The 24,409-nt window shown below is 35.0% G+C and carries 22 protein-coding genes, 3 tRNA genes and 1 pseudogene; 16 read left to right on the forward strand and 10 right to left on the reverse strand.

The genetic code is table 11. From position 1 onward, the window contains the following. Positions 1-53: 53 nt before the first annotated feature. Positions 54-989, reverse strand: coding sequence for a dipeptidase (locus tag BQ5367_RS09895; protein ID WP_071442346.1), 936 nt, complete (start codon positions 987-989; stop codon positions 54-56). Beyond that, positions 976-1,938: a zinc dependent phospholipase C family protein gene (locus tag BQ5367_RS09900; RefSeq protein ID WP_071442347.1), complete on the reverse strand. Its 963-nt coding sequence runs from the start codon at positions 1,936-1,938 to the stop codon at positions 976-978. Before BQ5367_RS09900 ends, BQ5367_RS09895 begins: the two co-directional genes overlap by 14 nt. A gap of 185 nt (positions 1,939-2,123) precedes the next feature. Here BQ5367_RS09900 and cdaA point away from each other — a divergent pair, with 185 nt between their 5' ends. The 8 genes from cdaA to BQ5367_RS09940 all read left to right on the forward strand — a co-directional run bounded on the left by cdaA (position 2,124) and on the right by BQ5367_RS09940 (position 12,489). Further along, positions 2,124-3,335, forward strand: a complete 1,212-nt coding sequence (cdaA, locus tag BQ5367_RS09905; protein ID WP_071442348.1) for a diadenylate cyclase CdaA — start codon at positions 2,124-2,126, stop codon at positions 3,333-3,335. Beyond that, positions 3,335-4,711: a CdaR family protein gene (locus BQ5367_RS09910; protein WP_071442349.1), complete on the forward strand. Its 1,377-nt coding sequence runs from the start codon at positions 3,335-3,337 to the stop codon at positions 4,709-4,711. Before cdaA ends, BQ5367_RS09910 begins: the two co-directional genes overlap by 1 nt. Before the next feature lie 9 nt (positions 4,712-4,720). Beyond that, positions 4,721-6,055 carry a phosphoglucosamine mutase gene (gene glmM / locus BQ5367_RS09915; RefSeq protein WP_071442350.1) on the forward strand — a complete coding sequence of 445 codons (1,335 nt, stop codon included), beginning with the start codon at positions 4,721-4,723 and terminating at the stop codon, positions 6,053-6,055. A gap of 58 nt (positions 6,056-6,113) precedes the next feature. Beyond that, positions 6,114-7,817: a glycoside hydrolase family 2 protein gene (locus BQ5367_RS09920; protein ID WP_083383234.1), complete on the forward strand. Its 1,704-nt coding sequence runs from the start codon at positions 6,114-6,116 to the stop codon at positions 7,815-7,817. After that, positions 7,804-8,781 (forward strand): aldose epimerase family protein, encoded by a 978-nt coding sequence (locus BQ5367_RS09925; RefSeq protein ID WP_071442351.1) that lies wholly within the window; start codon positions 7,804-7,806, stop codon positions 8,779-8,781. Before BQ5367_RS09920 ends, BQ5367_RS09925 begins: the two co-directional genes overlap by 14 nt. Before the next feature lie 129 nt (positions 8,782-8,910). Continuing rightward, positions 8,911-9,909, forward strand: coding sequence for a galactose ABC transporter substrate-binding protein (locus BQ5367_RS09930; protein ID WP_071442352.1), 999 nt, complete (start codon positions 8,911-8,913; stop codon positions 9,907-9,909). Between the two features lie 57 nt (positions 9,910-9,966). After that, a complete protein-coding gene (locus BQ5367_RS09935; RefSeq protein ID WP_071442353.1) occupies positions 9,967-11,475 on the forward strand; it encodes a sugar ABC transporter ATP-binding protein in 1,509 nt (502 codons plus the stop codon). A gap of 12 nt (positions 11,476-11,487) precedes the next feature. Continuing rightward, positions 11,488-12,489, forward strand: a complete 1,002-nt coding sequence (locus BQ5367_RS09940; protein ID WP_071442354.1) for an ABC transporter permease subunit — start codon at positions 11,488-11,490, stop codon at positions 12,487-12,489. Positions 12,490-12,659: 170 nt separating this feature from the next. Here BQ5367_RS09940 and BQ5367_RS09945 read toward each other — a convergent pair whose 3' ends face one another. The 6 genes from BQ5367_RS09945 to BQ5367_RS09970 form a co-directional block, all read right to left on the reverse strand. Further along, positions 12,660-13,094 (reverse strand): hypothetical protein, encoded by a 435-nt coding sequence (locus BQ5367_RS09945; RefSeq protein WP_143052388.1) that lies wholly within the window; start codon positions 13,092-13,094, stop codon positions 12,660-12,662. A gap of 334 nt (positions 13,095-13,428) precedes the next feature. Continuing rightward, positions 13,429-13,659 (reverse strand): hypothetical protein, encoded by a 231-nt coding sequence (locus BQ5367_RS09950; protein WP_071442356.1) that lies wholly within the window; start codon positions 13,657-13,659, stop codon positions 13,429-13,431. A 31-nt stretch (positions 13,660-13,690) separates the two neighbouring features. Beyond that, positions 13,691-14,269, reverse strand: a complete 579-nt coding sequence (locus tag BQ5367_RS09955; RefSeq protein WP_071442357.1) for a helix-turn-helix domain-containing protein — start codon at positions 14,267-14,269, stop codon at positions 13,691-13,693. A 165-nt stretch (positions 14,270-14,434) separates the two neighbouring features. Further along, a tRNA-Gly gene (locus BQ5367_RS09960) sits at positions 14,435-14,508 on the reverse strand. A 1-nt stretch (position 14,509) separates the two neighbouring features. Continuing rightward, positions 14,510-14,585: transfer RNA gene (locus BQ5367_RS09965), tRNA-Asp, on the reverse strand. Between the two features lie 18 nt (positions 14,586-14,603). After that, positions 14,604-14,694 (reverse strand) — tRNA-Ser (locus BQ5367_RS09970). A gap of 204 nt (positions 14,695-14,898) precedes the next feature. Here BQ5367_RS09970 and BQ5367_RS09975 point away from each other — a divergent pair. Next, on the forward strand, positions 14,899-15,363 hold the full coding sequence (locus BQ5367_RS09975; RefSeq protein WP_071442358.1) for a methylated-DNA--[protein]-cysteine S-methyltransferase: 465 nt from the start codon (positions 14,899-14,901) through the stop codon (positions 15,361-15,363). A 124-nt stretch (positions 15,364-15,487) separates the two neighbouring features. Next, on the forward strand, positions 15,488-16,651 hold the full coding sequence (locus BQ5367_RS09980) for a helix-turn-helix domain-containing protein (RefSeq protein ID WP_071442359.1): 1,164 nt from the start codon (positions 15,488-15,490) through the stop codon (positions 16,649-16,651). 20 nt (positions 16,652-16,671) lie between these two features. On the opposite strand, the gene BQ5367_RS09985 is transcribed toward BQ5367_RS09980, so the two are convergent. Beyond that, positions 16,672-17,481, reverse strand: coding sequence for a putative ABC transporter permease (locus BQ5367_RS09985; protein WP_071442360.1), 810 nt, complete (start codon positions 17,479-17,481; stop codon positions 16,672-16,674). A 139-nt stretch (positions 17,482-17,620) separates the two neighbouring features. Here BQ5367_RS09985 and BQ5367_RS09990 point away from each other — a divergent pair, with 139 nt between their 5' ends. Further along, on the forward strand, positions 17,621-18,565 hold the full coding sequence (locus BQ5367_RS09990) for a helix-turn-helix transcriptional regulator (RefSeq protein ID WP_071442361.1): 945 nt from the start codon (positions 17,621-17,623) through the stop codon (positions 18,563-18,565). A 38-nt stretch (positions 18,566-18,603) separates the two neighbouring features. Further along, entirely contained in the window at positions 18,604-20,058 is a 1,455-nt protein-coding gene (locus BQ5367_RS09995; RefSeq protein WP_071442362.1) for a DUF2779 domain-containing protein, read from the forward strand. 24 nt (positions 20,059-20,082) lie between these two features. Here BQ5367_RS09995 and BQ5367_RS10000 read toward each other — a convergent pair whose 3' ends face one another. Then, a complete protein-coding gene (locus tag BQ5367_RS10000) occupies positions 20,083-22,200 on the reverse strand; it encodes a peptidoglycan-binding domain-containing protein (protein ID WP_071442363.1) in 2,118 nt (705 codons plus the stop codon). 258 nt (positions 22,201-22,458) lie between these two features. Here BQ5367_RS10000 and BQ5367_RS10005 point away from each other — a divergent pair. The 4 genes and pseudogenes from BQ5367_RS10005 to BQ5367_RS10020 form a co-directional block, all read left to right on the forward strand. Beyond that, a pseudogene (locus BQ5367_RS10005) lies at positions 22,459-22,773 on the forward strand (DUF2200 domain-containing protein); the annotation flags it as partial. Further along, a complete protein-coding gene (locus BQ5367_RS10010) occupies positions 22,766-23,068 on the forward strand; it encodes a DUF1905 domain-containing protein (protein WP_071442364.1) in 303 nt (100 codons plus the stop codon). The pseudogene BQ5367_RS10005 and the gene BQ5367_RS10010, both read left to right, overlap by 8 nt. 17 nt (positions 23,069-23,085) lie before the next feature. Continuing rightward, on the forward strand, positions 23,086-23,754 hold the full coding sequence (locus BQ5367_RS10015; protein WP_071442365.1) for an MmcQ/YjbR family DNA-binding protein: 669 nt from the start codon (positions 23,086-23,088) through the stop codon (positions 23,752-23,754). A gap of 9 nt (positions 23,755-23,763) precedes the next feature. Continuing rightward, positions 23,764-24,399, forward strand: a complete 636-nt coding sequence (locus tag BQ5367_RS10020) for a DJ-1/PfpI family protein (protein ID WP_071442366.1) — start codon at positions 23,764-23,766, stop codon at positions 24,397-24,399. Positions 24,400-24,409 lie beyond the last annotated feature (10 nt).

A 24,409-nucleotide genomic window follows, 5' to 3' on the forward strand; every position in this document is an offset into this window, starting at 1 on the left:
ATAGTCTATTATTTTTGTGAAATTATGGTATAATATAGATGCTAACGGGTTTATTATCTAAGATATTGAGAAAAGCGATCAATAACATTCTGATAAGCAATTTTTTTAATTTCACAATCACTAAAGTGATTGTTTTTTAATGCCTGAATGAAATTTTGGGCATAAGAAGCATCTTTCATATCATTAATAATATAATCAGCATCTTCTTCACCAAAAAAATCCATAAAATCAAAACCGCATGCGAGATGATCGATACCTACAAGATTTTTAATGTAAGCGGCATGCTTAGCAAGTGCATCTACATTGACCTTTGTCAGATCATGGTCAATAAAATAAGCACAGCTGTTCATACCAATAAGCCCGCCTTTTGCAGCTATGGCACGAATCTGTTCATCTTTTAAATTACGAGGATGATTACACAGGGTGTAGGCATTCGAATGAGTAGCGATAACGAAACCTTTGGAACAGTCTAAAATATCCCAAAAGGTCTTTTCATTCGCATGAGAAACATCAATGACCATATGCAATTGATCCATTTTTGAAATAACATTGCGACCCATTTCACTCAATCCATGGTCAGGATTGCCCTTTACCCCGCTTGCTAATGCATTTTCTTCATTCCAGCAAAGACTTGCTAAACGAATACCATGCTTATACATCCATTCAATCGCTTCACATTCGTTTTCTTTAATACCACACATTCCTTCAACGCTCATTAAAGCTAAAGGACGATCGCTTTTTAAGTCATTGCCAGAAAGAACTCTTTGCCATACATTCTGGTGCTCAAGTTCATTTTCTAGCGTTAAGATCATTTCCTGCATTTCTTCATACGTTTCTTTACCGCTGAAAAATGATGCCATTGCAATTGCACTGACTTCACCTTTAAGACATTTATCACTATGTCTGGTCAATAAGACATTGTCTTTTCCAAGATGATGCTGATTTAAAACATCAGAACCAATATCCGCATGTAAATCAAAGATTCTCATACATATCTCCATAAATCAGATTAAAATGTTTCATTTCTTTCGGCTCACTTTCCTGTGTATCATATGAGGCATTACCAATCTGTGATAATACGAATTCTTTTTCACTATGATGTTCAAAGATATTTAAAACATCTTTTTTTGCACGATCAAAAATCTCCATAAACGATTCATGACTGATTTTTGTTTCATCGGTTGGATGACACCAGACTTCTTTTTTCTCATTCAAGACATCATAAGTCTTATCAATCTTATAAGGTACGACATTGCCGCTAAAAAGCCATGGTCGTCCTGCTTTCTTTTCATAAGCTTTTAATAGACGAGTCTTAACACCTTTTGGATCATAAAGCCAGTTTTGAAGGCTGTACCAGTCATCTAAAGCATCTTTTATTTCTTTGGCAGTTATTTTTTCATGGAACACAGTCTCTATGATAGGAACATAAATAGCCGCAACAGCTTGAACGCTATAAGGACTTTGTTTCGCTAATAAATAGAATTTGAAAGTTTTGATTGTTTCGTGACGTATTTTCATCAGCATCATGGCATCCATCATGGATTCAAAGCGATGATGCATACTTGCTGATAAACCGCTGTAAGAACCTGTTTTATAAAAGATATAAGGATGGGCACGAGAGTCTAAGGCCCAATGACATAGGTGACCTGCAACATAAGAGATCATTGCTTTCTGAAGGGTTGCATCTTTTTCATTTTGAATTAAGTCAAAAGCAAGATCATAGAATTCATTTACATGACCTGCGTGAACCTTGCTTCCTAATTCACGTACAGGTGCATATTTTTTTTGAAAAAACTTATAGAAAAAGAGAAAGTCAGGACCATTGCTTCCTATAATATATTCTCTTGGAAATTCTTTTATGATTTCTTTGAGCTTTTGATCACTGATTTCATCATAAACGGCTTTCGCAAATAAACCGTGAGTAATAATATTTGGCATAGAATCCTCCTTTTTCTCAATTATAACATAGAATTATGGTTATGACATGGAATGTCCTTTTATCATTAAAAGGGTGATTTGATGTATATGGTGTCAATATAAAAAAATGATTATGGATAGAGAAGCAAAAAAGGGTTTTTGAGAAGTGAGGGATGTGTTATAATAAAAAGCGAAAGGAGTTTCGTATGTTAAATATATTCAATCCATCAACATTACTTCAGATATTCAATGCTGTCGTAGATATCTGTTGTACATGGGTCGTCTTCTATTATGTACTAAAAATTGTACGCAATAATTCACGTACGATTCAAATATTTAAGGGAATTGTTTTTGTCATTATTATTCAGGCTATCGCAAATTTATTTAATTTAAGAACGATGTCAGTGCTGGCAAATATGTTTGTGAATTGGGGACCATTAGCCTTGATCATTTTGTTCTCACCAGAAATCAGAAGTATTCTTGAAAAGATAGGTAAGACAAATGTGCTTTCTAGAATTTCAACGCTGACAAGCAATGAACGTGAGTATCTGGTGGATGAGCTGGTAAAGGCTGCCGGCGAGCTTTCAAAGACACAGACAGGTGCTTTGATCACATTGGAACAGGGACACTCACTAACTGACTATATTAAAACAGGAACAAAGATGAATTCGATTGTTACAAGCGAACTTTTATGTTCGATTTTTGTTCCGGGAACACCGTTGCATGATGGAGCTGTCATTATTCAAGGAGATAAGATTGCTTGTGCAAGTGCTTATTTTCCGCCAACGACTTTTGATTTTCCATCCAGTTATGGAGCCCGTCACCGAGCTGCTATCGGTATTAGTGAAATTACAGATTCCATCAGTATTGTCGTAAGTGAAGAAACCGGTAAGATATCGATTGCTGAAGGTGGAAGACTGACTGTAGTTGATGAAGAAAAATTACGTGAGTATCTGCTTCAGGCTATTTGTTTACAGGAAAATGTCGTATCTGATCAAAAAGTTTCACAGCAGAAAGATGATGAGATCGAATTTGAATATGGTCATGAAAAAAGTTCTCATAAAGGGCCACGAATTACAGCTTATCTTTTGAAGAATGCTAAGAAATATTCCAAGGTCAAAGTAGATGACAAAAAGGAAGAAAATGAAGAAAGCGATGTTAAGTCAACGTATAAGAAACAAGCAGCAAGAGCGAATAATAAACCTGGAAAAGAAGTTGCTGAAGAAATCGTTTTTGAGGCATTAGAAGAAAAGCCGAAAAGACGTGGCAGAAGAAAAAAGGAAGAGATCAAACAGGAAGAAATAAAAACTGAAGAAAAGAATGATGTACAGGATAAAACTCTTTCCGATGAAGATAAACTGGATTCTTTGATGGAGCAGATTCAGGAAAATAGTAATAGTGAAGGAGGGAATGAGTAATGGCTAAGCCAAAGAAACAAAAAACATCGAATATTGATGAAAAGAAAGTGGAACTGGCAAAGACCATTGCCTCTCAAAGTGAAAAGATTACACGTTCTTATATGAATTTTGGTAATTTCTTTGTGAAAGCTTTCCGCTGGTTTTCAAATTGGTTTGACAGATTATTATTTAATCGTCGTTTTTCAAAGGAAATTGCTTTGCTTTTGGCAGTATTATTGTATGTATCAGTGAATTCATCTTACAGCATTTCCAGTGTTACGTCTTCAATGTCAAATAGTAAGGAATTTCAGGATATTCCATTGAGCGTAGAAGTCAATGATTCAGTGTATGAAGTCAGTGGTTTACCGGAAACGGTCGATGTGATCTTAACAGGTGAAATGGCAGATATTTCATTGGCTACTGCTGATAAGCAGACCATTGTTGCAGATTTGAGCGGATTAACAGAAGGAACCCATACGGTTGAACTACAAGCTTTAGGGTTAAGCGGCAATACAAGAGCAACGATTGTTCCAAATCAGGTAACAGTGACGATTACGAAAAAGATATCAATGGAATTTACTGTTGGCTATCAGTTTATTAATACAAATAAAATGGATGACATTTATGCTTTGGGTACGCCTGAATTTGAAAATGATACTGTGATCGTACGTGCATCACAACAGACAATCGATCAGATCTCAGTTGTTAATGCATTGATTGATGTATCGAATATTACTGGTGATTTTACGGTAGATGCGCCATTGGTGGCTTATGATCAAAATGGTAATCGTATGGAAGTGGATATCGTTCCAGAATCAATCAAAGCAACAGTAAGTGTGACAACGCCAAGTAAAGAAGTTCCGATCGTGGTGATACCAAATGGTGAAATACCGAATGATAAAGCAATAGCTTCTATTTCTTTGACCCATTCAAGTGTAACGATCAATGGTCCGCAAGATGTTTTAGATACGATTGATCAAATAGAGATTCAATTGCCTGTCTATGATCTTACTAATGAAACCAATGTTGTGACGATGCCAATCAATCTTCCTAGCGGAGTGCGTGGCAAAGATCCAAGTGTGGTGAGCATTACAGTTGTATTAGGAGATAAAACACAGACAGTTGTGAATGATATTGAAATCACTTATCGTAATCGTGGTGATTGGAAAGCAACGATCAGTGAAGATGAAAGTGCTACTGTTAGTGTGACAATTACCGGAACTCAGGAGATGATTGATAGTTTTGATGTTTCTGGTATTGAGGCATATATCGATTTTTCAGAACTGTCAGAGGATAGCAGCGGAGTGGTTGAATTGCCTCTTCATATTGAAGGTAACAACAATATGCTGACCTTTGAAAGTGATCGTCAAAGCGTAAGATTGAATGTTTCAAAATAGGAGGATACAATGGGAAAATATTTTGGTACAGATGGATACAGAGGAAAAGCCAATGATACGTTGCGTTTAGATTATGCACTGAAGATAGGACGTTATTTAGGCTATTACTATGGAAAAAATCGTCATGCAAGAATTTTGATTGGTAAAGATACTCGTCAGTCGAGCAGTATGTATGAAATGGCTTTGGCTGCAGGTGCTAGTGCCAGTGGGGCTACGGTTTATCTTTTGGGAGTTTGTCCTACACCAAGTGTTTCGTATTTGATCAGAAAAGAAAATTTCGATTGTGGTATTATGGTTAGTGCTTCTCACAATCCATATTATGATAATGGTATAAAGTTATTTAATGGTGAAGGGAAGAAAATGGACCCTGAAGTAGAAGAAGCAATTGAGCTTTATTTTGAATCAGATGAAGAACTTCCTTATGCAACTGAAGATAAGATTGGTAAAGTTTTAAACTTTGAGGATGGTCTACAGCTTTATATTTCATGGCTGCGGGAAATGAATCCACTGGATTTGAGTGGCATGAAGATTGCCTTAGATTTAGCAAACGGTAGTGCTACGACAACTGCTCAGGAATGTTTAAATGAAATGGGAGCAACCTTAGAGGTCATTCATAGTGAACCAAATGGAATTAATATTAATGATCACTGTGGATCAACACATCCTGAAGAGCTTCAACAGCTGATGAAGGAAGGAAATTATGATGTAGGGTTTGCCTTTGATGGTGATGCTGATCGCTTGATTGCCGTGGATGAAGAAGGTAATTTGATCAATGGTGACTATATCTTGCATATCTGTGGTAAATATATGCTTGCGAAAGGAAAGTTGAAAGATAATGCAGTTGTGACAACTGTGATGGCTAATCTTGGATTGTATAAGTCTTTTGAGAAAAATGGTATTTATTCTGTACAGACGGCGGTTGGCGATAAATATGTTTTTGAAAGCATGGAAGCCAATGATTACAAAATTGGTGGAGAACAGTCAGGACATATCATTTTTAAAGATTATGAAAATACCGGTGACGGCTTGTTTACTGCATTGCAGCTGTTAGCGGTGATGATCGATGAAAAGGCTTCTTTAAAGAAGCTGGGAGAGGATTTATTCATCTATCCACAGTTACTGGTAAATTTGCGTGTGAAGGATAAAGAAGCTGTATTAAAAGATCCTGAAGTTAATCAAGTGATTGATGAAGTCGCAAATGAATTAGGAAATGAAGGACGTATCTTAGTTCGCCCAAGTGGAACAGAACCTTTGTTAAGAGTCATGGTTGAGGCAAAGAGTGATGAGCTTTGTCATGATTATGTTTATCGAGTAATTGATTTTGTAAAGGAAAAAGGACTATAAAGAGAAAAGCAATGTGAAGCAACATTGCTTTTTTTAATAACTTTTTCTTAAGGAATTGATGTATAATCAAAGTAGAAAGCGAGTTGATAATATGAACCAGCTTCCATGCAGTGAATATCCACGTCCACAAATGAAAAGAGAGAGTTATCTATGTTTAAATGGTGAATGGAATTTTTCGATTTATGGTGAAAAAAGAAATGAAAATGGGAAAGTGATCGTTCCTTTTTCAATAGAATCAAAATTAGGTGGAAATCGAGAAGTTTTAAAACCAAATGAAACTTTGATGATGGAAAAAGATTTTGAGATCCCGGATGGATTTAATATTGGCAGAGTACTACTTCATTTTGATGCGGTAGATGGGCAAAGCAAGATCTGGATCAATGATCATTTAGCAGGTGAGAGTGAATGTGGTTATTTGCCAATTGTTCTTGATATCACAAATGTTTTAAAAGAAGTAAATCATATTTGTATGGTGATTCATGATCCTAGTGATAGTGGTGCTCAATTAAGAGGAAAACAATCTTTGCATCCAAAAGGAATTTGGTATTCTGCCCAAAGTGGTATCTGGCAGAGCGTTTGGCTAGAAAGTGTTCCTGTTGATTATATTGAATCACTTAAAATTACTCCATATTTTGATGAGAAGTATGTTGAAATTTTTGTAAAGACAAATACTTCAGGGAAGGTATGTATTTCATGTGGCAAACAAAGTATTAAAGGTGAAAGCAATGCTGCACTTCATTTGCATTTGGATGAAATGCATCCATGGACACCTGAAAACCCTTATCTTTATGATTTGGATGTTACCTTTAAAGAAGATCATGTCACTTCTTATTTTGGTATGCGTAAATTTAGTGTGATGAAAGATCATGAGGGCGTCATGCGTCTTTTTCTTAATAATAGACCCTATTTTCAAAGCGGATTACTGGATCAGGGATATAACAGTGAAGGGCTGATGAGCTGGAAAGATGATCAGATGATGATCGATGATATCCAATTAGCAAAATCAATGGGTTTTAATATGTTGCGTAAGCATATTAAGATCGAACCGTTACGTTGGTATTATCATTGTGATCGTTTAGGAATGCTTGTCTGGCAGGATATGATAAATGGAGGATCTCACTATAATCTTTTAACGATTAGTTCTCCTTTGATCACCAATATTCATTTTAAAGATTCTCATTATAGACTTTTTGGCAGAAAGGATGAACATGAACGTAAACGCTTCTTGGAACAGCTAAAAGGCATGATCGATCACTTGTATAACTGTGTCAGTATTTCAATGTGGGTCATTTTCAATGAAGGATGGGGACAGTTTGACAGTTCAAAAGCTTTGATGCTTGTTCAGAAATGGGATCCTACAAGAGTGATCGATCCTACAAGCGGCTGGCATGATCAGAAAATGGGTGATTTTAAAAGCTGGCATGTTTATTTTAAACCATATAAGTTTAAAAAGGATACACTGGGAAGATGTGTTATTTTAAGTGAATTTGGAGGCTATCAGTGGGCCATAAACGATGTGAAAAAGAGTTTTGGTTATAAGCGTATGGAAAGTCAAAAAGAGCTAGAAGAAAATCTGGTTCAGCTCTATGAAAAACAGATCATTCCAGCTAAAAGATTAGGGTTATCTGCCTGTGTTTATACTCAATTGAGTGATGTTGAAAGTGAAGTGAACGGTCTTGTCAGTTATGATCGAAAAACCATTAAAATTCAGACTGAAGTGATGAAGAAAATCAATGAAAGGCTAAAAGATGATGAAAAATAATATCTGTTATTACACATTAGAAAATGAATATATTTCTGCTGTGATCATGAATATGGGAGCAACCCTTGTATCTTTTGCTGATAAGAAAAGTGGGGTTGATATCGTATTGGGATTTGACTCTTATGAAGGTTATTTAGATCAGCAAGGCTCTTATATGGGTGCCACTGTTGGCCGTTGTGCTAATCGCATTGCAAATGGCCATTTTATCTTAAATGGGAAAGAATATCATTTAAGTAAAAATAGTGCACCCCATTCTTTACATGGAGGAATTCAGAATTTCTCATTTAAGATCTTTGATGCGAAACAAGAGGGAAATAAAGTTCTTTTAACTTATTTTTCAAAAGATCATGAAGAGGGATATCCTGGCAATTTAAAACTGGAAGTAGAATATCGTCTTGAAAATCATTCTCTTGTTTATACATTTAAAGGAATCAGTGATCAAGATACGATCATGAATATTACGAATCATTCTTATTTTAATTTAAATGGAGAGGGTGATATACTTTCTCATGAATTGCAGATCAATACGGATCGTGTTGCATTAAATGATGAAAATTCACTAGCAACAGAAAAAATAATAAATGTGAAAGGAACAGTATTTGATTTTCAAGAATTTCATCAGATAAAAGAGTGTCTAAAAAGGGATGGTTATCATGTGGATGGCTATGATCATAATTATGTATTTGAGAATTTTGATATGAAGAAGATGGCAATGTTGAAAAATGATCATTTGCTTTTAGAAGTAACAAGTGATCTTCCGGACATGCATCTATATACTGCCAATCATTTAGATGGTACGTTAAAAGGTAAAAAGAATCAATGTTATCAGAAATATGCAGGTATTTGTTTTGAGTGTCAGTATTATCCAAATGCAATTAATTATGAACATGTATTTCAACCTATTTTATTAGCAAATCAGCCAATGAAACATTTTATAAAATATACGTTAAAAGAGTTATCTTAATTAAATAAAAGATATTCATGATATTTATGTATGATTAACCTAAACATCAGAAAGAAATTAAATTTCTAATCATTGTAAACGCTTTCTTCTCGTGGTATAGTAGGCACGGATATAATCCAGGAGGAAAACATGAAAAAGATATTATCTTTGTTTGCATGTCTGATGATGGTTGTTGGATTAACTGCCTGTACAAATGCAGAACCAGCAGATGAAAAGAAAACCGTGAATGTCGGCGTGTCGATTTACAAGTTTGATGATAATTTTATGACGTTGTACCGTCAGGAAATTGAAAAGTATTTTAAGAGTTTGAATACGGATGAAGTGACTTACAATGTGACCGTTCAGGACGGTAAGAATGACATGGCTGAGCAGACCAATCAGATCGACAATTTTATTGCTCAGGATTATGATGTTTTGATTATAAATCTGGTTCAGTCTACTTCAGCAGCAACAATTATTGATAAATGCGAAGCGGCTGAAACGCCTTGTATTTTTATCAATCGTGAGCCTAGTGAAGAAGATATGAAAAAATATGAAGGAATGATCAGCTATGTTGGTGCAGATGCTCGCCAGTCCGGCAAAATGCAGGGTGAACTGGTTGCAGAGCTTGATAATAAAGGGGATCTGAATGGTGATGGCCTCCTTCAATATGTGATGGTTGTTGGTGATCCGGAAAATGTAGATGCGAAATATCGTACACAGTATTCGATTGAACAGTATCAGGAAGTTAGTGGGAATAAAGTTGAAAAATTAGATGAGCAGCGTGGTGACTGGGATCAGGCTAAAGGTCAGGAAATCGTTGCGAATGCATTGACACAGTATGGTGATAAAATCGAAGCCGTTTTCTGTAACAATGATGCGATGGCATTAGGTGCAGCACAGGCAATTACAGCAGCTGGAAGAACCGTAGGCAAGGATATTTATCTTGTGGGTGTTGACGCACTTGCGGAAGCTGTTGACTTAGTTTCAACAGATATGATGACCGGTACTGTATTAAATGATCATATTACACAGGCGCATAAAGCTGTAGATGCAGCAGTATCCGCTGTTAATGGTGAAAAGCTATCCGCTTATTACTGGGTAGATTATGTGAAGGTAACTCCTAAGAATGCTTCACAGTTTAAGTAGTATCAAAAGATAATTAGGTGTGCAAGAGCACACCTAATTTTGTGAAAAGGAGCCAGTATGAGTGAAATTCTATTAGAAATGAAAGAAATAAGTAAAAGCTTTCCTGGTGTTCAAGCGCTTGATCGTGTATCCCTGAAAATAAAAAAAGGCAGCGTTCATGCTTTAATGGGAGAAAATGGAGCAGGAAAATCTACTTTGATGAAATGTCTTTTCGGTATCTATAAGATAGATAGTGGCGAAGTATTGCTTGAAAATGAACATGTAAATATTAAAGATACTCAGGAAGCATTATCATTAGGAATCGCCATGGTTCATCAGGAACTACAATCGATACCTGAACGTAATATAGCGGAAAATATCTTTTGTGGAAGATATCCAATGAAAAAAAGGGCTTATTTGAAAATGATCGATCATAAGAAAATGATGGAAGATACAGAAAAACTTCTATCTGAGATCAATCTGAAATTATCTCCTAAAACAAGGTTAGCAGATTTATCGGTTTCTCAGCGTCAATCAATTGAAATTGCGAAAGCAATCTCATGTAGAGCCAAAATTGTGATCATGGACGAACCTACATCATCTTTAAGTGAACATGAGGTCAATGCTTTATTTGATATGATTCAGAGATTAAAAGAAAAAGGCACCTCAATTATATATATATCACATAAGATCGAAGAAATTTTAAAAATATCTGATGAAGTAACTATCATGCGAGATGGCACTTATGTGGGCAGCTGGTCATCTTCAGAGCTAACTACTGATATGATCATTCAAAAAATGGTAGACCGAGAACTGACAAATCGTTATCCACAGCGAAAAAGTAAACCACAAGGAAATATTCTTCAGGTAGAAGATCTATCCTCAACGGATCCCAAATCTTTTCAAAACATTTCTTTTGAATTAAGAAAAGGAGAAATATTTGGTATTGGCGGTTTAGTGGGAGCACAACGAAGTGAACTTATGGAGGGGATCTTTGGAATGAGAGCTATCTCAAGTGGTAAGATCATTTATAAAGATAAGGTTTTAAAAATAAAGCGTCCACGTGATGCGATTTCTAAAGGTATAGCTTTATTGAGTGAGGATCGCAGAGCTATGGGTATTTTTGGAGTTCTTTCTATTTTTGATAATGTTACAGTTGCCTCTTTAGATCATCATTTGATCTTAAAAACCATATTAAATAAAAAAAGTCTGAATGAAGTAGTTCATGAAAGTATTGAAAAGATGAGCATTAAAGCACCTTCTTCTAAATCACTCATTCAAAACCTTTCAGGAGGGAATCAGCAGAAGGTCATTATAAGCCGCTGGCTGGCAAATGGTCCTGATATTCTGATCCTAGATGAACCAACAAGAGGAATCGATGTTGGCGCTAAATATGAAATCTATACGATTATGGAAGATTTGGTATCACAAGGGAAATCGATCATTATGATTTCAAGCGAGATGAGTGAACTGATTGGTATGAGTGATCGAATCATGGTCATGTGTGAAGGGAAAAATACCGGTTTGATCGATGCAGCTGTGGCTACACAGGAAAACATTATGACACTAGCAACAAAATATATGTAAGGGAGTAGAAAGATGAATATTGAAAAAAAGAGAATCATCCATTTTATGAGTAATAATGCTATTACTTTGCTTTTGATCCTTTTGGTATTTTATGTTGGAATGACGCAGGCCGGATTCTTAAGCGGGCCAAATTTCAATAATATCATGACCAATGTAGTGCCTCGTTTTATTATCGCCTTGGGCGTCAGCAGCTGTCTGATTACAAAAGGAACAGATCTTTCTGCAGGAAGAATGGTGGGATTGGGTGGTGTCATTGCCTGTACCTTTCTTCAAAGAGCCGATTATGCTGATCGCTTCTTTCCAGGCTTGCAGCAATATCCACTACTAGCAGTATTGATCCTAGTTATATTAGCGACGGCTTTCTTTGGACTGCTGAATGGCATGGTTATTTCAATTTTAAAGGTACCGCCATTTCTGGCAACTTTAGGAATGCAGACGATCGTTTATGGGATCAACCTTGTTTATTCGGGTGCTGATCCAATTGGTGGACTTCGGAAAGATTATACCTCACTAGCGACCGGAGAACTATTCTCAATCGGCGGATTCAGCTTTAAGTATCTCTTTCTGATTGGGATCATATTAGGGATCCTTTTCTGGTTTCTCTACAATAAAACACGTTATGGAAAGTACATGTATGCCATCGGTGGCAATGAAAATGCTGCAGAAGTATCGGGTGTCAATGTTACCTTATCCAAGATTAAAATCTATACTGTTGCGGGAATTATGTATGGTATTGCGGGTTTTTTATTAGCCGCTAAATCAGGTGGAGCTTCGGTCAATCTAGGGTTGAGCTATGAATTGGAAGCAATTGCCGCCTGTACTATTGGTGGCGTTTCAACAACAGGAGGAGTAGGAAAAGTATCAGGAATTCTTTTAGGAGTATTAGTATTTGAACTTTTAAAGACTTCGATGCAGTTTCTTAAAATTGATACTTCCTATCAGTTTATTGTCCAAGGAGCAGTAATTATCATAGCTGTAGCTTTAGATATTAGAAAATATCTTGCAAAAAAATAAAATTATATTTCAGATCATTATCAATTTGAATTTTCAAAAAATAGCGGAATAATATACCGCTATTTTCAACATTACTTTCTGTGATCAAAATTAAACTAAGACATTTTCTATTCAGTATATGTTATTATCTTATCAGTAGTTTATGATGATAACACTTATAAATGAAGCTGTTATATTCCAAGCACGTTATCCCTGATCAAATCTTTCAGATAGTTTAATTCTTCTGGTTTGATGGCTTCATTCTGTTCATATGTGAACAAAGAGTCATCCATAGAACGGATGGTTATATAGAAGAAAGTATCTTGATATTCAAAAGTTAAGATATAAGTAGGTTTATAGATGCTCTCATTATTTAGTCTAGCATAGTTATACTGTTTTACTTTGATAGGAATATCTTCTACTTTTATTTCAAATTCATGTTTTAAATATTCATTTTTTGGCGATGAAAATGTCTTGTCACCTTTTGTCATTTCAAATTCACAAAAATAATAATCTGTAACTAAAACTACTTCATGAACTGATTCTTTTTTATGAAATAAAGATTTGTCTATTATTTCTCCTGTTGAAGTTGTTTTTATAGAATCAGGAAAAGAAGTATGATACATATCATTGATTTGATCTATTGTCAGACCTGAAGGCTGTTTTTTTTGTTCCTGTAAAGAAAACTGTATAAAATATAATAAGTAAGATAAAGACAATAAATTCTAAAATATATTTTTTATTCACATTTCCCATTGTTCTTACCTCTGCTAGACAATCTTTCTTTGAATCCTTACCTCTTTCAGTATGTTTTTACTTTCCTTATAATGGCTGTTGGCCGTTATAATCAATTTAATAATCTCTTTCATAAAATTTTCCCTTTTCATAAACATTACTCTATCTTCTCTTTCAGCAATTTATAATATTCTCAAATATGTATAATATAACACTCACTCTTTGTTATTCGTTTAATTTATATTTGTAACCATTCTTCATTGCATCTATTAGTTCTTTTGGCATGTATGAAATAGCTTTTTGTTCTTTATATGATAATGATTCATACCATTTTAACCATTCCTGGGTTTCTTCAGAAAAAATCTGATTATTTGAATTTTCAATGTAAAAGCTAATTCCAAAAATTAAGGTTAGTATACAGATGGGCAAGGTGATGATGAACAATCTTTTTTTCATAATTTACATTCCTTTTGTTCTTTTTATTTAATTAATCTATTTTCATGCTTTTCTTTAGTTGAATATAAGACAAATAAACATACAGCAAGATCAACAAAACATTAACAGCTAATGTTGAAAGAAACAGATAGAACATCTGAGTGAGTAAAAGTCCCTGATAATTTGAAGTAGTATCTGTTCCAAAAATAAGTGTGCAAACAATTCCTTTTGGGAAAAATATTCCTTCGCTGATCTGCCACGAAAGGCTTGTTGAGAAATAACCATATGAAATATCCAAAAAAAGAATCAGAGAAATCATGAGACATATCAAAACGATTTTTTTCTTTTTTGTAATTTTGAAGATTTCTTCTTTCTGCATATAAAGAATTGTCAAGATAGAAGGGTCTATATCCTGTACGACAGTTTCCTCTCCGACGATCAAATCCTTTACACTGATTCCTAATTCTAAAGACAGGCTTTCAAGCATGGAAACATCCGGAATATTTAAGCTTCTTTCCCATCTTGAAATCGTTTTAGGGCTGACACCAAGATGACTGGCCAGCTGTTCCTGTGTCAATCCTTTTTCAACTCGTTTTTTTCTGATGAGCAATCCTAATTTTTCCTGATTCATATGTTTCTCCTCGCTTATATTGAAACATAATATTTAAAAAAAATACAGGACATTTGTGTTGAATTTGTGTCCAGTTAGTTATTTTTTAATAAAAATTTTATCATTTGCTCTCAAAATTTTCTCAGAAATAAAAAAAAGCCCGATTTCTCGGACTTATTTGACACATGGAGCAGATGAGGGGAATCGAACCCCCGTATCAACCTTGGCAAGGTTGTGTTCTACCATTAAACTACATCTGCATGGCGGTCTAGATGGGACTCGAACCCACGATCTCCTCCGTGACAGGGAGGCATGTTAACCACTACACCACTAGACCATTTGCATGAATTTGAAATGGCGCAGAAGGAGGGATTTGAACCCTCGCACCAGTTTCCCGGCCTATACCCTTAGCAGGGGCACCTCTTCAACCACTTGAGTACTTCTGCAGTGCTTGAACTCGTTCATGCTTAAGTATAATACCATAAACCATTTCATTTGACAAGATAAAATTTAAATAAAAATAAAAATATCTAAAAAGACGAAAGAAGATATAAAATGGTAAAAAAAGGAAAAAAATGGAATATAAAAGTTAAATATAATGATGCAGAAATCTTATTTATGTATTATAATATCTGCAGAAGGTGTATAGAATGTATGTAGATTATTATAAATCGTTAATTGGACTCATCAAGATCGTATGTGATGATGAATATGTTTTAGAGTGCGAATTTGTGGATGAAATTGATGAAAAAGCATGTGAAAGTTCTTTGTCAGCAGAAGTAAAGAAACAGCTAAAAGAATATTTTATGGGAAAACGCTTAGCGTTTGATTTGCCACTAAAACTGAAAGGTACTTCTTTTCAGCTTAAAGTTTGGAATGCTTTGCTTCAGATTCCTTATGGGCAGACTTGTACTTATAAGGATATTGCACAAAAAGTAGATCATCCAAAAGCAGTAAGAGCTGTTGGTATGGCCAACAATAAAAATAAGCTTATGATCTTGATTCCCTGCCATCGTGTTATTGGTTCTAATAATAAAATGGTGGGTTATGCCGGAGGAATTTTTAAAAAACAAGTTCTTTTAGATTATGAAAAAAGTGTATTAGAAAGTCTATAGCTCCTAATTTTAGGAGCTTTTTGTTCAACTATTAGTTGAATACCTCTTTTCAACTAACAGGTTATTGGCAAAAAGGACTTTTGTATTTACGATATAGGTGTCCAGACAAGGGAGGAGATAAAAGATGAACAAGATAGGAAAAACCATTGCTGATCTGAGAAAAGCCAATAACATGACCCAAAGCGAAGTAGCCGATATCCTGGGCGTCAGCTATCAGGCTGTCAGCAAATGGGAAAGAGATGAATCGCTTCCGGATATTGCCCTATTGCCACAGATTGCCGATCTTTACCATATTTCGATCGACCAGCTATTGCGGGGCAGCTTTGAAATGAAAGAGGAAGAGGTCGAGCAGGCCAAGGAGATCGTGGAAGAAGCGACACAGGACGAGCCTTATGAAACAGAGAAGTTTGATCCCGGGCGTTTTTCAGAAGATCTGACCAGCTATATCAACAAGGAACTGAATGATGCCTTTGCCAGTGCTTTTGAGAATCTGGCTCCCTTTATGAAGCCTAAAAAGATCCACAAGGTACTGAACAGAAGGAAGATCAAGCTGGAATCCTTTTCCAGAAACGCCTACGAGTACTTTGATTCCGATACGATCAGCGACATGATCGATTCGATCGGGAATGTAGATGAAAAAGTATTCGACCAGCTGCTGGAACTGCTTCCGATATGCAATAGCGAGAGCAAGGACAAGATCCTTGATCTGATCATAGAAAGCGACATGACAAGGCTGGATATCAGCGAGATGCTGCCGTTTTTAAATAAGGTTCAGATCAACCGTCTGCTTGAATCGTATCTTGAGAAAGAAGACCGTCAGAAAATACTGGAAAACATGGAAGAGTTTCTGCCGTTTATCAATCATGAAGGGAAAAAGCTCGTGATTGACTTTCTGACAGAAGGAGAATTAAATGAATTTGATCTGGAGGAATATCTGCCGTTTTTCAATTCGGAAGAGAAGTCACGGATCGTATCCTGGATCACATCGCAAAAGGAAGAAACCGATCTGGACGAGATCATACCTTTTTTTAATTCAGTGCAGAGAAGAGAGCTGCTGAGATGGGCGATAGAAACCATGGAGTACGATGAAATATCGGATTATGGACATTATATGGAAGAGGATATGATAGAGGAGCTTGTAGAAAGATATATCGAAGAGAAAAGAGAAGATGATTTAAGTGATTTCTATGCATTTATGAATACAGAGACAAAGAATGCGCTTATCAGATATTATCTCAGCAGGAAGATGAATGATGAGCTGATGGAATTGCTTTCGTTTATGAAATAAAAAAAGTGCAGTGCACTTTTTTATTTTTGAGAAAAATTATCATACTGTTTTCTAAAATATTCACCCAGGTCTCGCAACTGTTTTTTATTAGAAAGCTTTAAAGAAGGAAAGCTGTTTCGCAAACGTGCCTGTCTTGTACTTTCACGAAGTGATTGATAATGCTGATTGACCTGTTTTTTTAAATCATCAAGTTCAGGAGTATTTTCTAGGAAACTTTCAATTTTTTCTTTCACATTAAAGTTAAAATCTGGAATTTGGGAAGCAAGGATCCTTTTGACTTCTTCAAGCTTGGATTCAAACATAGATAGCTGCTGTTTGAAAGAAATCAGCTGCAATGCAGATAAAACAACATCCGTAATTAAATAAAGGAATAAAACGATAGCCAGTAATTGACGTAGAGATATCGAAAGGTTCTCTACAAAAGTAATTACCATAGGATGTAAAAAATAGATAACAAAAATGGACAGACATCCAAAAAGAAATGAATTGCGCAGGCAGACACGTCCATTAATGTTAAATTTCCGTTGAGAATAATCCCACCACATTACATGAAAAAGCATTTCTAATAGCCATGAAGTAAAATATTCGATGACTGAAGTGATAATGATCCCCAATAAAAATACTAATAGAGGATTCGTTTCGAGCCGTGAAATCAGCAAGATAACAAAAAGGGCACCGAATCCATAGATAGGACAAAAGGGTCCATGCATAAATCCGGAATTGACGAGTTTTTTTCTTCCAATTGAAATATAGGCAGATTCACATGCCCATCCAAGAAAGCTATATATCATCAGATATAAAAAATAATTAATTACAGTTATAGTGTCCATGAATATTATTATGGTTGAAATGACTTAAAATAGCAATCTTTTTTTGTAAAAAGTGTTCTTAAAATCGTGTATCAATTGAATTTGTAAGCGGCTTATGTTTTAATTAACATAAATAATGTCGATATAAAGGAGGATATGGATGAACCGCAGTGCATTGTGTATCAAAATGCTTCAGATTCTAAATGCTCATGATTTTGTTACTAAAAAAGAATTAGCTGAGCGACTGGAAACCAATCCTAGAAATATTGCTGAATTTAAGAAAGAATTAGAAATTGCCGGTTATATGATTGAAACGACAAAAGGCAGATATGGTGGTTATCGATTATTAGATAAGGCCTCTTTATCTATGATCCAGCTGAGCGAGGAAGAAAAACAGGCGATGAATGATGCTTATTCATTTTTAAAGAATCATCATGATTTTTTATCAATGGAAATGTATCGTCAGTCTTTTGAAAAGATTCAGTCATCCCTAGTGTTTAACCATCATCAAAGTGATGTGGTCTATCGAGGAAGAAATCATTTTTTAGATAAAGAAATACAAAAGATGATCCAACTCTGTGAACAAGCTAAAAAAGATAGTTGTGCCATTTCATTTGAATATCGTTCTTTGCGCGCTAGATCATATCAAAAAGTAGAAATATGTCCTTATGAAGTTTTAAATATTCAAGGGGCTTATTATTGTCTTGGCTATTGTCCTCAAAAACATGATTTTAGAACTTATAAATTTTCAAAGGTACGTATGCAGAATATGAAAATATTAAAGAAGCATTTTACTCGTGATCTTGATTTCAATGTGAATGCTTATCTTGGGAAAAGCGGTTTAATGAAAGATGAACCGATTGAAGCAGAGTTTTTGATTTATGGAGAAAATGCCGTTTTATATGCAGAAGCTGAAATGGGGGTTAATCCAACGATGAAATATGATTCAGACAGAGTCTTGCATGTGAAAACTCTTTTCGAAGGGAAAATGAAGGCAATGCAGTTTCTTTGTTCTTTAGGAAGCAGCTGTGTGATTTTATCTCCTTTAGGATTAAAAGAGGAAATGAAAGAAGAAATCAGGAAAATGGCGCAAAACTATTTGTAGTAAAAGAAAACTCATGTATAATAGAAAAAGGTGATTATATGCTTCATGAATCTGATTTAAGAAAGTTTACAAGATGTGATAAATACTTTTGGTATTCAAAACAAAACAGTTTACCTTTTTTTTCATTTGCAACGATTCAATATGATATATTTCAATTAGCGGCTGAATATTTAGGATTAGAAAATGTATTTAGGGGAAAAAGAAATGATGATCCTTTATTAGCGCTTGAGGCATATGAAAAAAATCAGCCTTTATTAGAAGCACGTATAGCATATCGTGATTTACGTGTTAAAATACCGTGTTTTGTGAGAAAAGATCATAAAAATATATTATATTTGATATATTCACAATGTTATCCAAAAGTTTCTGAAGCACAGAAAGCAGCTGATTTAATTGAGGTTATGGCTAAAAATAAGATGCATGTCGATGAAATATATTTGATTCATATCAACGCTCAATATACAAGAGATGATGAATTGAATGTTTTTGAGTGTCTGACATTGAGTGATGAGTTTTACAATGACAAAAATAAAAAATGTGGTAAAGCAAGTGAATTGATTGAACAGCAGCGCCGTGATCTGGATAAGATATTAGATGCTATCGAAACACTTCCCAACATGAGTCAGGTTCAGAAAAAACGCAGTTCAATCTGTACTTCACATTATAAATGTGAATATTTTAAGGAATGTTTTCCAGATAATCAGCATGATACATCAATTTTAAATCTGGTACAGTCTTCAAAAAAATACGAATGTGAAGAAATGGGGATCACAGATATGGCCATGGTACATGGTGATGAGATTGAAGCTACTAGAATTCAGTATGCACAAGTTATGGCCGCTAAGAAAAGAGGTTTATTTATTGATAAAATGGCTTTAAAGACTTGGGTAGATAAAGTCAGTTATCCGATTACCTATCTTGATTTTGAATGGCAGACATTTGCTTATCCGCCTTATAAAGGAATGAAGCCATACGATGTACTTGTATTTCAATATTCGATGCATATTGAGGAAAAAGGACAAAAACTTCGTCATGAACAATTTATCGGCGATGGTGATTGCCGAATTGCATTTATTGAAGATTTGCTTTCTAAGATTCCTAAAGAAGGAACAATTCTTGTGTTCAATGCACAGGGAGCTGAAGCTTTGCGTCTTCAACAGCTAGCGAAACAATTTAGCCAGTATGAAGAACAACTGCGTTCTGTCTGGGAGAGAATGGTCGATTTGGCATTACCTTTTTCAAGCGGGCTGATTTATGATACCCGAATGGCGGGTGAATATAATCTAAAAAAACTGTTATCTTTATTTTCTGACTTAAGTTATGATGAACTTGAGATCAATCAGGGACTATTAGCAGTTAAGAAATATCAGGAATTAGAGGCTACCCATGCAGAAGAAGTAAAAAAGGCATTATTTGAATATTGTGGCATGGATACTTATGCAGAATATGTGCTATTTCATTTTCTTAAAGATAAGATATCAGAAACTATGTAAGAATGGTCAGAAACCATTCTTTTTTTAACCGTTTAATTCATTAAATATTTCATTGATCCTATTCCAAGTCTGCGCTCCAACGATGCCATCAGGATCAAGACCCAGCATTTTTTGAAAAGCGATGACGCTTTGCTGGGTACGTACACCAAAAATACCATCAGCTGTAACATTAGGGATATTCTGATAATAAATAGAAATAAAATTAAGACGATTTTGAATCAGAGCAACATCATCACCCCTTGAATTTAAACGTAAAGGAGTACCAGGATATGGTGGAAATGCAGGTGAAGAAGCATCACCATTAATAATTTTATTCTGAGCTTCAAACAAAGCATTCCATGTGTTTGGTCCAACAACTCCATCAGCATCAAGGCCAAAAAGTTCTTGAAAGCGAACAACGGCCTCGCTTGTCCGAATGCCAAAAATACCATCTTCTACTAATATAGGTATAGAAGGATATTCCATACCTACAGTATTTAATGCTTCTTGGATATTTAATACATCCTGTCCGCTTGCACCTAATCCAATAGCAATTCCCGGATATACAGGTGCCTGATTAGGAGGATTAGTAGAATTGACCATATCTGAATAAATTGAAAAGATACGATTCCATGTTGTTTCACCAACAATACCATCTACTGTCAGTCCATAAAACTTCTGAAAGGAGCGAACAGCATTTAATGTTTGAGTCCCAAAAAAACTATCAATATTCGAAATTGGCGATATAGCGTTATTATAAGCGGCAATCGTATTAAGATAAAATTGAATCTGCTGGACATAAAGATCCCGATCTCCATATTTTAAAATGACCTGTGGCCACTCACCGCTACGTTCATTTTCAACTCGTCCAATGCTGCTCAGCTCCGCTAGTTTTCTAACAGCAACATAAATATAATTGATCTTATACCATGTACTCTTTCCAACAACTCCATCTTGTGTCAGATTGAACTGCTTTTGAAAAATACGAACAGCATTTTCTGTCATTGTTCCAAATATACCATCTACTGGATAAATAGGTGTGATGAGCGGATAATTCACAGCAATAGCATTAAGCTGCTGTTGAAGCAGATAAACATCCGGACCTTGTGAGCCTAATCTTAGAGGTGTTCCTGGATAAGATCCTTTGACATCTTCAATGCGATCCGATGAAACCAGACGTACATCATCTCCATAATAAAATTGTAGAATTTGAATAGCACTTAAGCCATCATTTGCCAAAGTCAAAGTACCCCACTGTTTCATTCCCGGACACTGTGCAATTTTGCCATCACAATATTCTGCATAAAAAGGTTCTGCATAATTTCTTTTTCTTAAAAACTGATTAAACACATCATCAACAAGTACTGAAATGCTATCAAAAATATTACGGTTTTTTACAAATGCCTGGTCAAAAGCCGTATTATTTGTAATATCAAAATCATATCCCTTTGAACGATACCATTCTGTGTAAACACGATTCAAAGCTAATGAAACCTGGGCATGGATATTGGCTAATAGAGATTCTTTTGGCCATGTAGGGTATATCTCGGAAGAGCATACATTTTTGATATAATAGATAAAATCAACGGTGATATCTTCTGCTTTAGCCGTAGGCCTTCCTAAATGAACACGAATCTGACGAGGAATGACAACTCCTTTTTGAACAAACATGATTCTTTCAGGAGTTGTAAGATAATTTTCTTCATCCATTTTATAATCCTGCTCACTATTGCCACCCTGAATCCGGGTTGGTGACTGAGAAACGTTATTTCCGCCATAATTGGTCAATAGATGATGATCAGGAATGGTTTCTACTTCTGTTTCATAATTGACTAATATATCAGGAATCATATTTATATTGATCACGCTTGACTCATCAGCAAATATTTGAACACCTTGAATCAATTCGCTTAGATATCCTTCAAGAAACAATTCAACACTATAAATTTCATAAGGACGCAATGAATTATTTTCTTCTAAAGATAAATCTCTATTTTTAGTTTCAAGAGTAATCACAGGACTCTGTCCCTCAATATCTGTAATATAATACTTTTCGAATATAATAACACCATCTTCTTCTTTAAAGATACGGACAATCACATTGCTGAGTGCCAATGCTTCTTCAGCAAGACTGGTAAAAATCTGTAATGTTCCTGTTGGCATAAATACCTCCTATAATAGCCTATTCTTCAAACAAAAAAAATAGTAGGCAAATGCCCAGATAAGAGAAATAAACCATCAAATAATTTTGACCATATTGATATTTTTATGATAAAAAGATACAATGAAAACATGAAAATGTTCACACAAGGGTGTATGTAAAGGAATGATATTTATGTCTGATAAAGTAGAGGAATATCTAAAGAATGCTGAAAAGATAGGACGTCAGTATGGGAATTGTAAAGAACTTCAAAAGTATATCCTTTGCTGGTTGCGAAAGCAGAGAGGAAAGGACGAACCAGACAAGAAGTAGATCATATCATTCACTGGCTATGCGGTTATAGTGAAGAGGATATCGTAAATGCTTTAGAAAATGATGTAAGTTATGGCGATTTTTTTAGAAATGCACCTGTATTAAATCCTGATAGGGCATTGATTAGCGGCAGTATTTGTGGTGTACGTGTGGAAAAGATGGAAGAAGGTCTGATGAAAGAAATCCGCTACTTAGATAAACTGGTAGATGAACTGGCAAAGGGCAAACCTATGGAAAAGATCTTGAGGAAAAAAGATGAATGATAAAATCTATGAATTTGAAGCAGTAATCGAAGCTGTTCCTGAAAAAGGTGGTGCCTATGTGCGTTTCCCATATGATATTCGTAAAGAATTTGGGAAAGGAAGAGTTAAGGTCTATGTTACTTTTGATGGTGAACCCTATCATGGCAGTATCGTAAACATGGGAGTAAAAAATGCAGATGGCTCTATCTGTTATATCATTGGAATTCGTAAAGATATTCGAAATAAAATACATAAACAGCCCAATGACAAGGTATGGGTATGTGTCAGTGAACAGGTACGAATTGATCTGGAATAAGTAAAAGAGAAATTGATATGAGAAGGCTTGAACAGTATTTTGTAAATAAAGCGATAGATGAGGAAAAGCTTCTAAAATTTGGTTTTATGATAAAAGATGGTGCATATTGTTATGAAAAAAAGATTTGTGATGGAGCTTTTAAGGTGATCATATACTTATCTGAAAATTTACAGTATTCTAAAGTAATCGATGTTTTAGATAATGAAGAATATGTCTTAGCTGATATTAGTGATGCTGGCGGTGATTTTGTCGGAAGGATCAAAGATGAATATGAAAAGATATTGATGGATATGGTTGATTCTTGTACAGATCCGGATGTGTTTAAAACAAAACAGGCAAAAGAAGTTATTCACTATGTGAAAGAGAAGTATGGAGATGAGTTAGAATTTCTGTGGAAGAAATTTCCGGATAATGCGATTTGGAGAAATAAAAATAATCAAAAATGGTATGGTATTTTGATGAAAGTTTCTAAAAGAAAACTAGGAATGGAGAGTGATGAAATCAGTGAAATCATTGATGTAAGAGTTCATCAGGAAAGTATTGCCGGGCTAATTGATGATCAAAAGATATTCGCAGGCTATCATATGAACAAAAAACATTGGATTACGATCTTGCTTGATGGAAGCATAGAGATTGAAAAGATCTTGGCTTTTGTTGATGATAGTTATCGATTATCATGTAAGTGAGGTGATGGTATGAAAAAAATTGGTATCATGATATATCCTTATTTTTCTATGCAGGAAATTTCTTGTTTAACGGATGGTTTAAAGGTATATTTTGATATTGATGTAGATGTATTTGCGTCTACTCAAAACATGATTAAGACAGAGGATAATTTTCAAGTTGTTGCGAATAAGACTTTTGATGAATTTAATGATGAATACGGCTGCTTGATACTGCCAGGCATCTATGATCCCCTGCCAGCTTTGTTTGATGAGCGAAATATTTCATTTTTGCGTTCATTGAAAGGAAAAGATATTCTGATTGCGAGTATTTCATCTTCGCCGATGCTTTTAGCGAAAGCCGGGCTTTTGGATGAGGTTCATTTCACAAGTGGCATGTGGGATGAAATCGCAAGATATTTAGACTTTATTCCTTATGAAAAGATGATTCATCAGCCAATCGTGAAAGATAAAAATGTGATTACGGCTATTGGTTTCGCATATCGGGAATTTGCTTGTGAAGTGATTCGAACTTTAGGCATTGATGAGTGTAAAAATGGTTTATTTAATGGTATTACGAAGGAATATACGGAAGAAGAATTAATCTTTGAGATGGGTGAAGAGAATTTTAAAGAATTTGTGAAAGAATATATGAGTTATATTCAATAAGATGGAGGAA

Source organism: Traorella massiliensis (assembly GCF_900104665.1).
In the GTDB taxonomy this organism is placed as follows: domain Bacteria; phylum Bacillota_I; class Bacilli_A; order Erysipelotrichales; family Erysipelotrichaceae; genus Traorella; species Traorella massiliensis.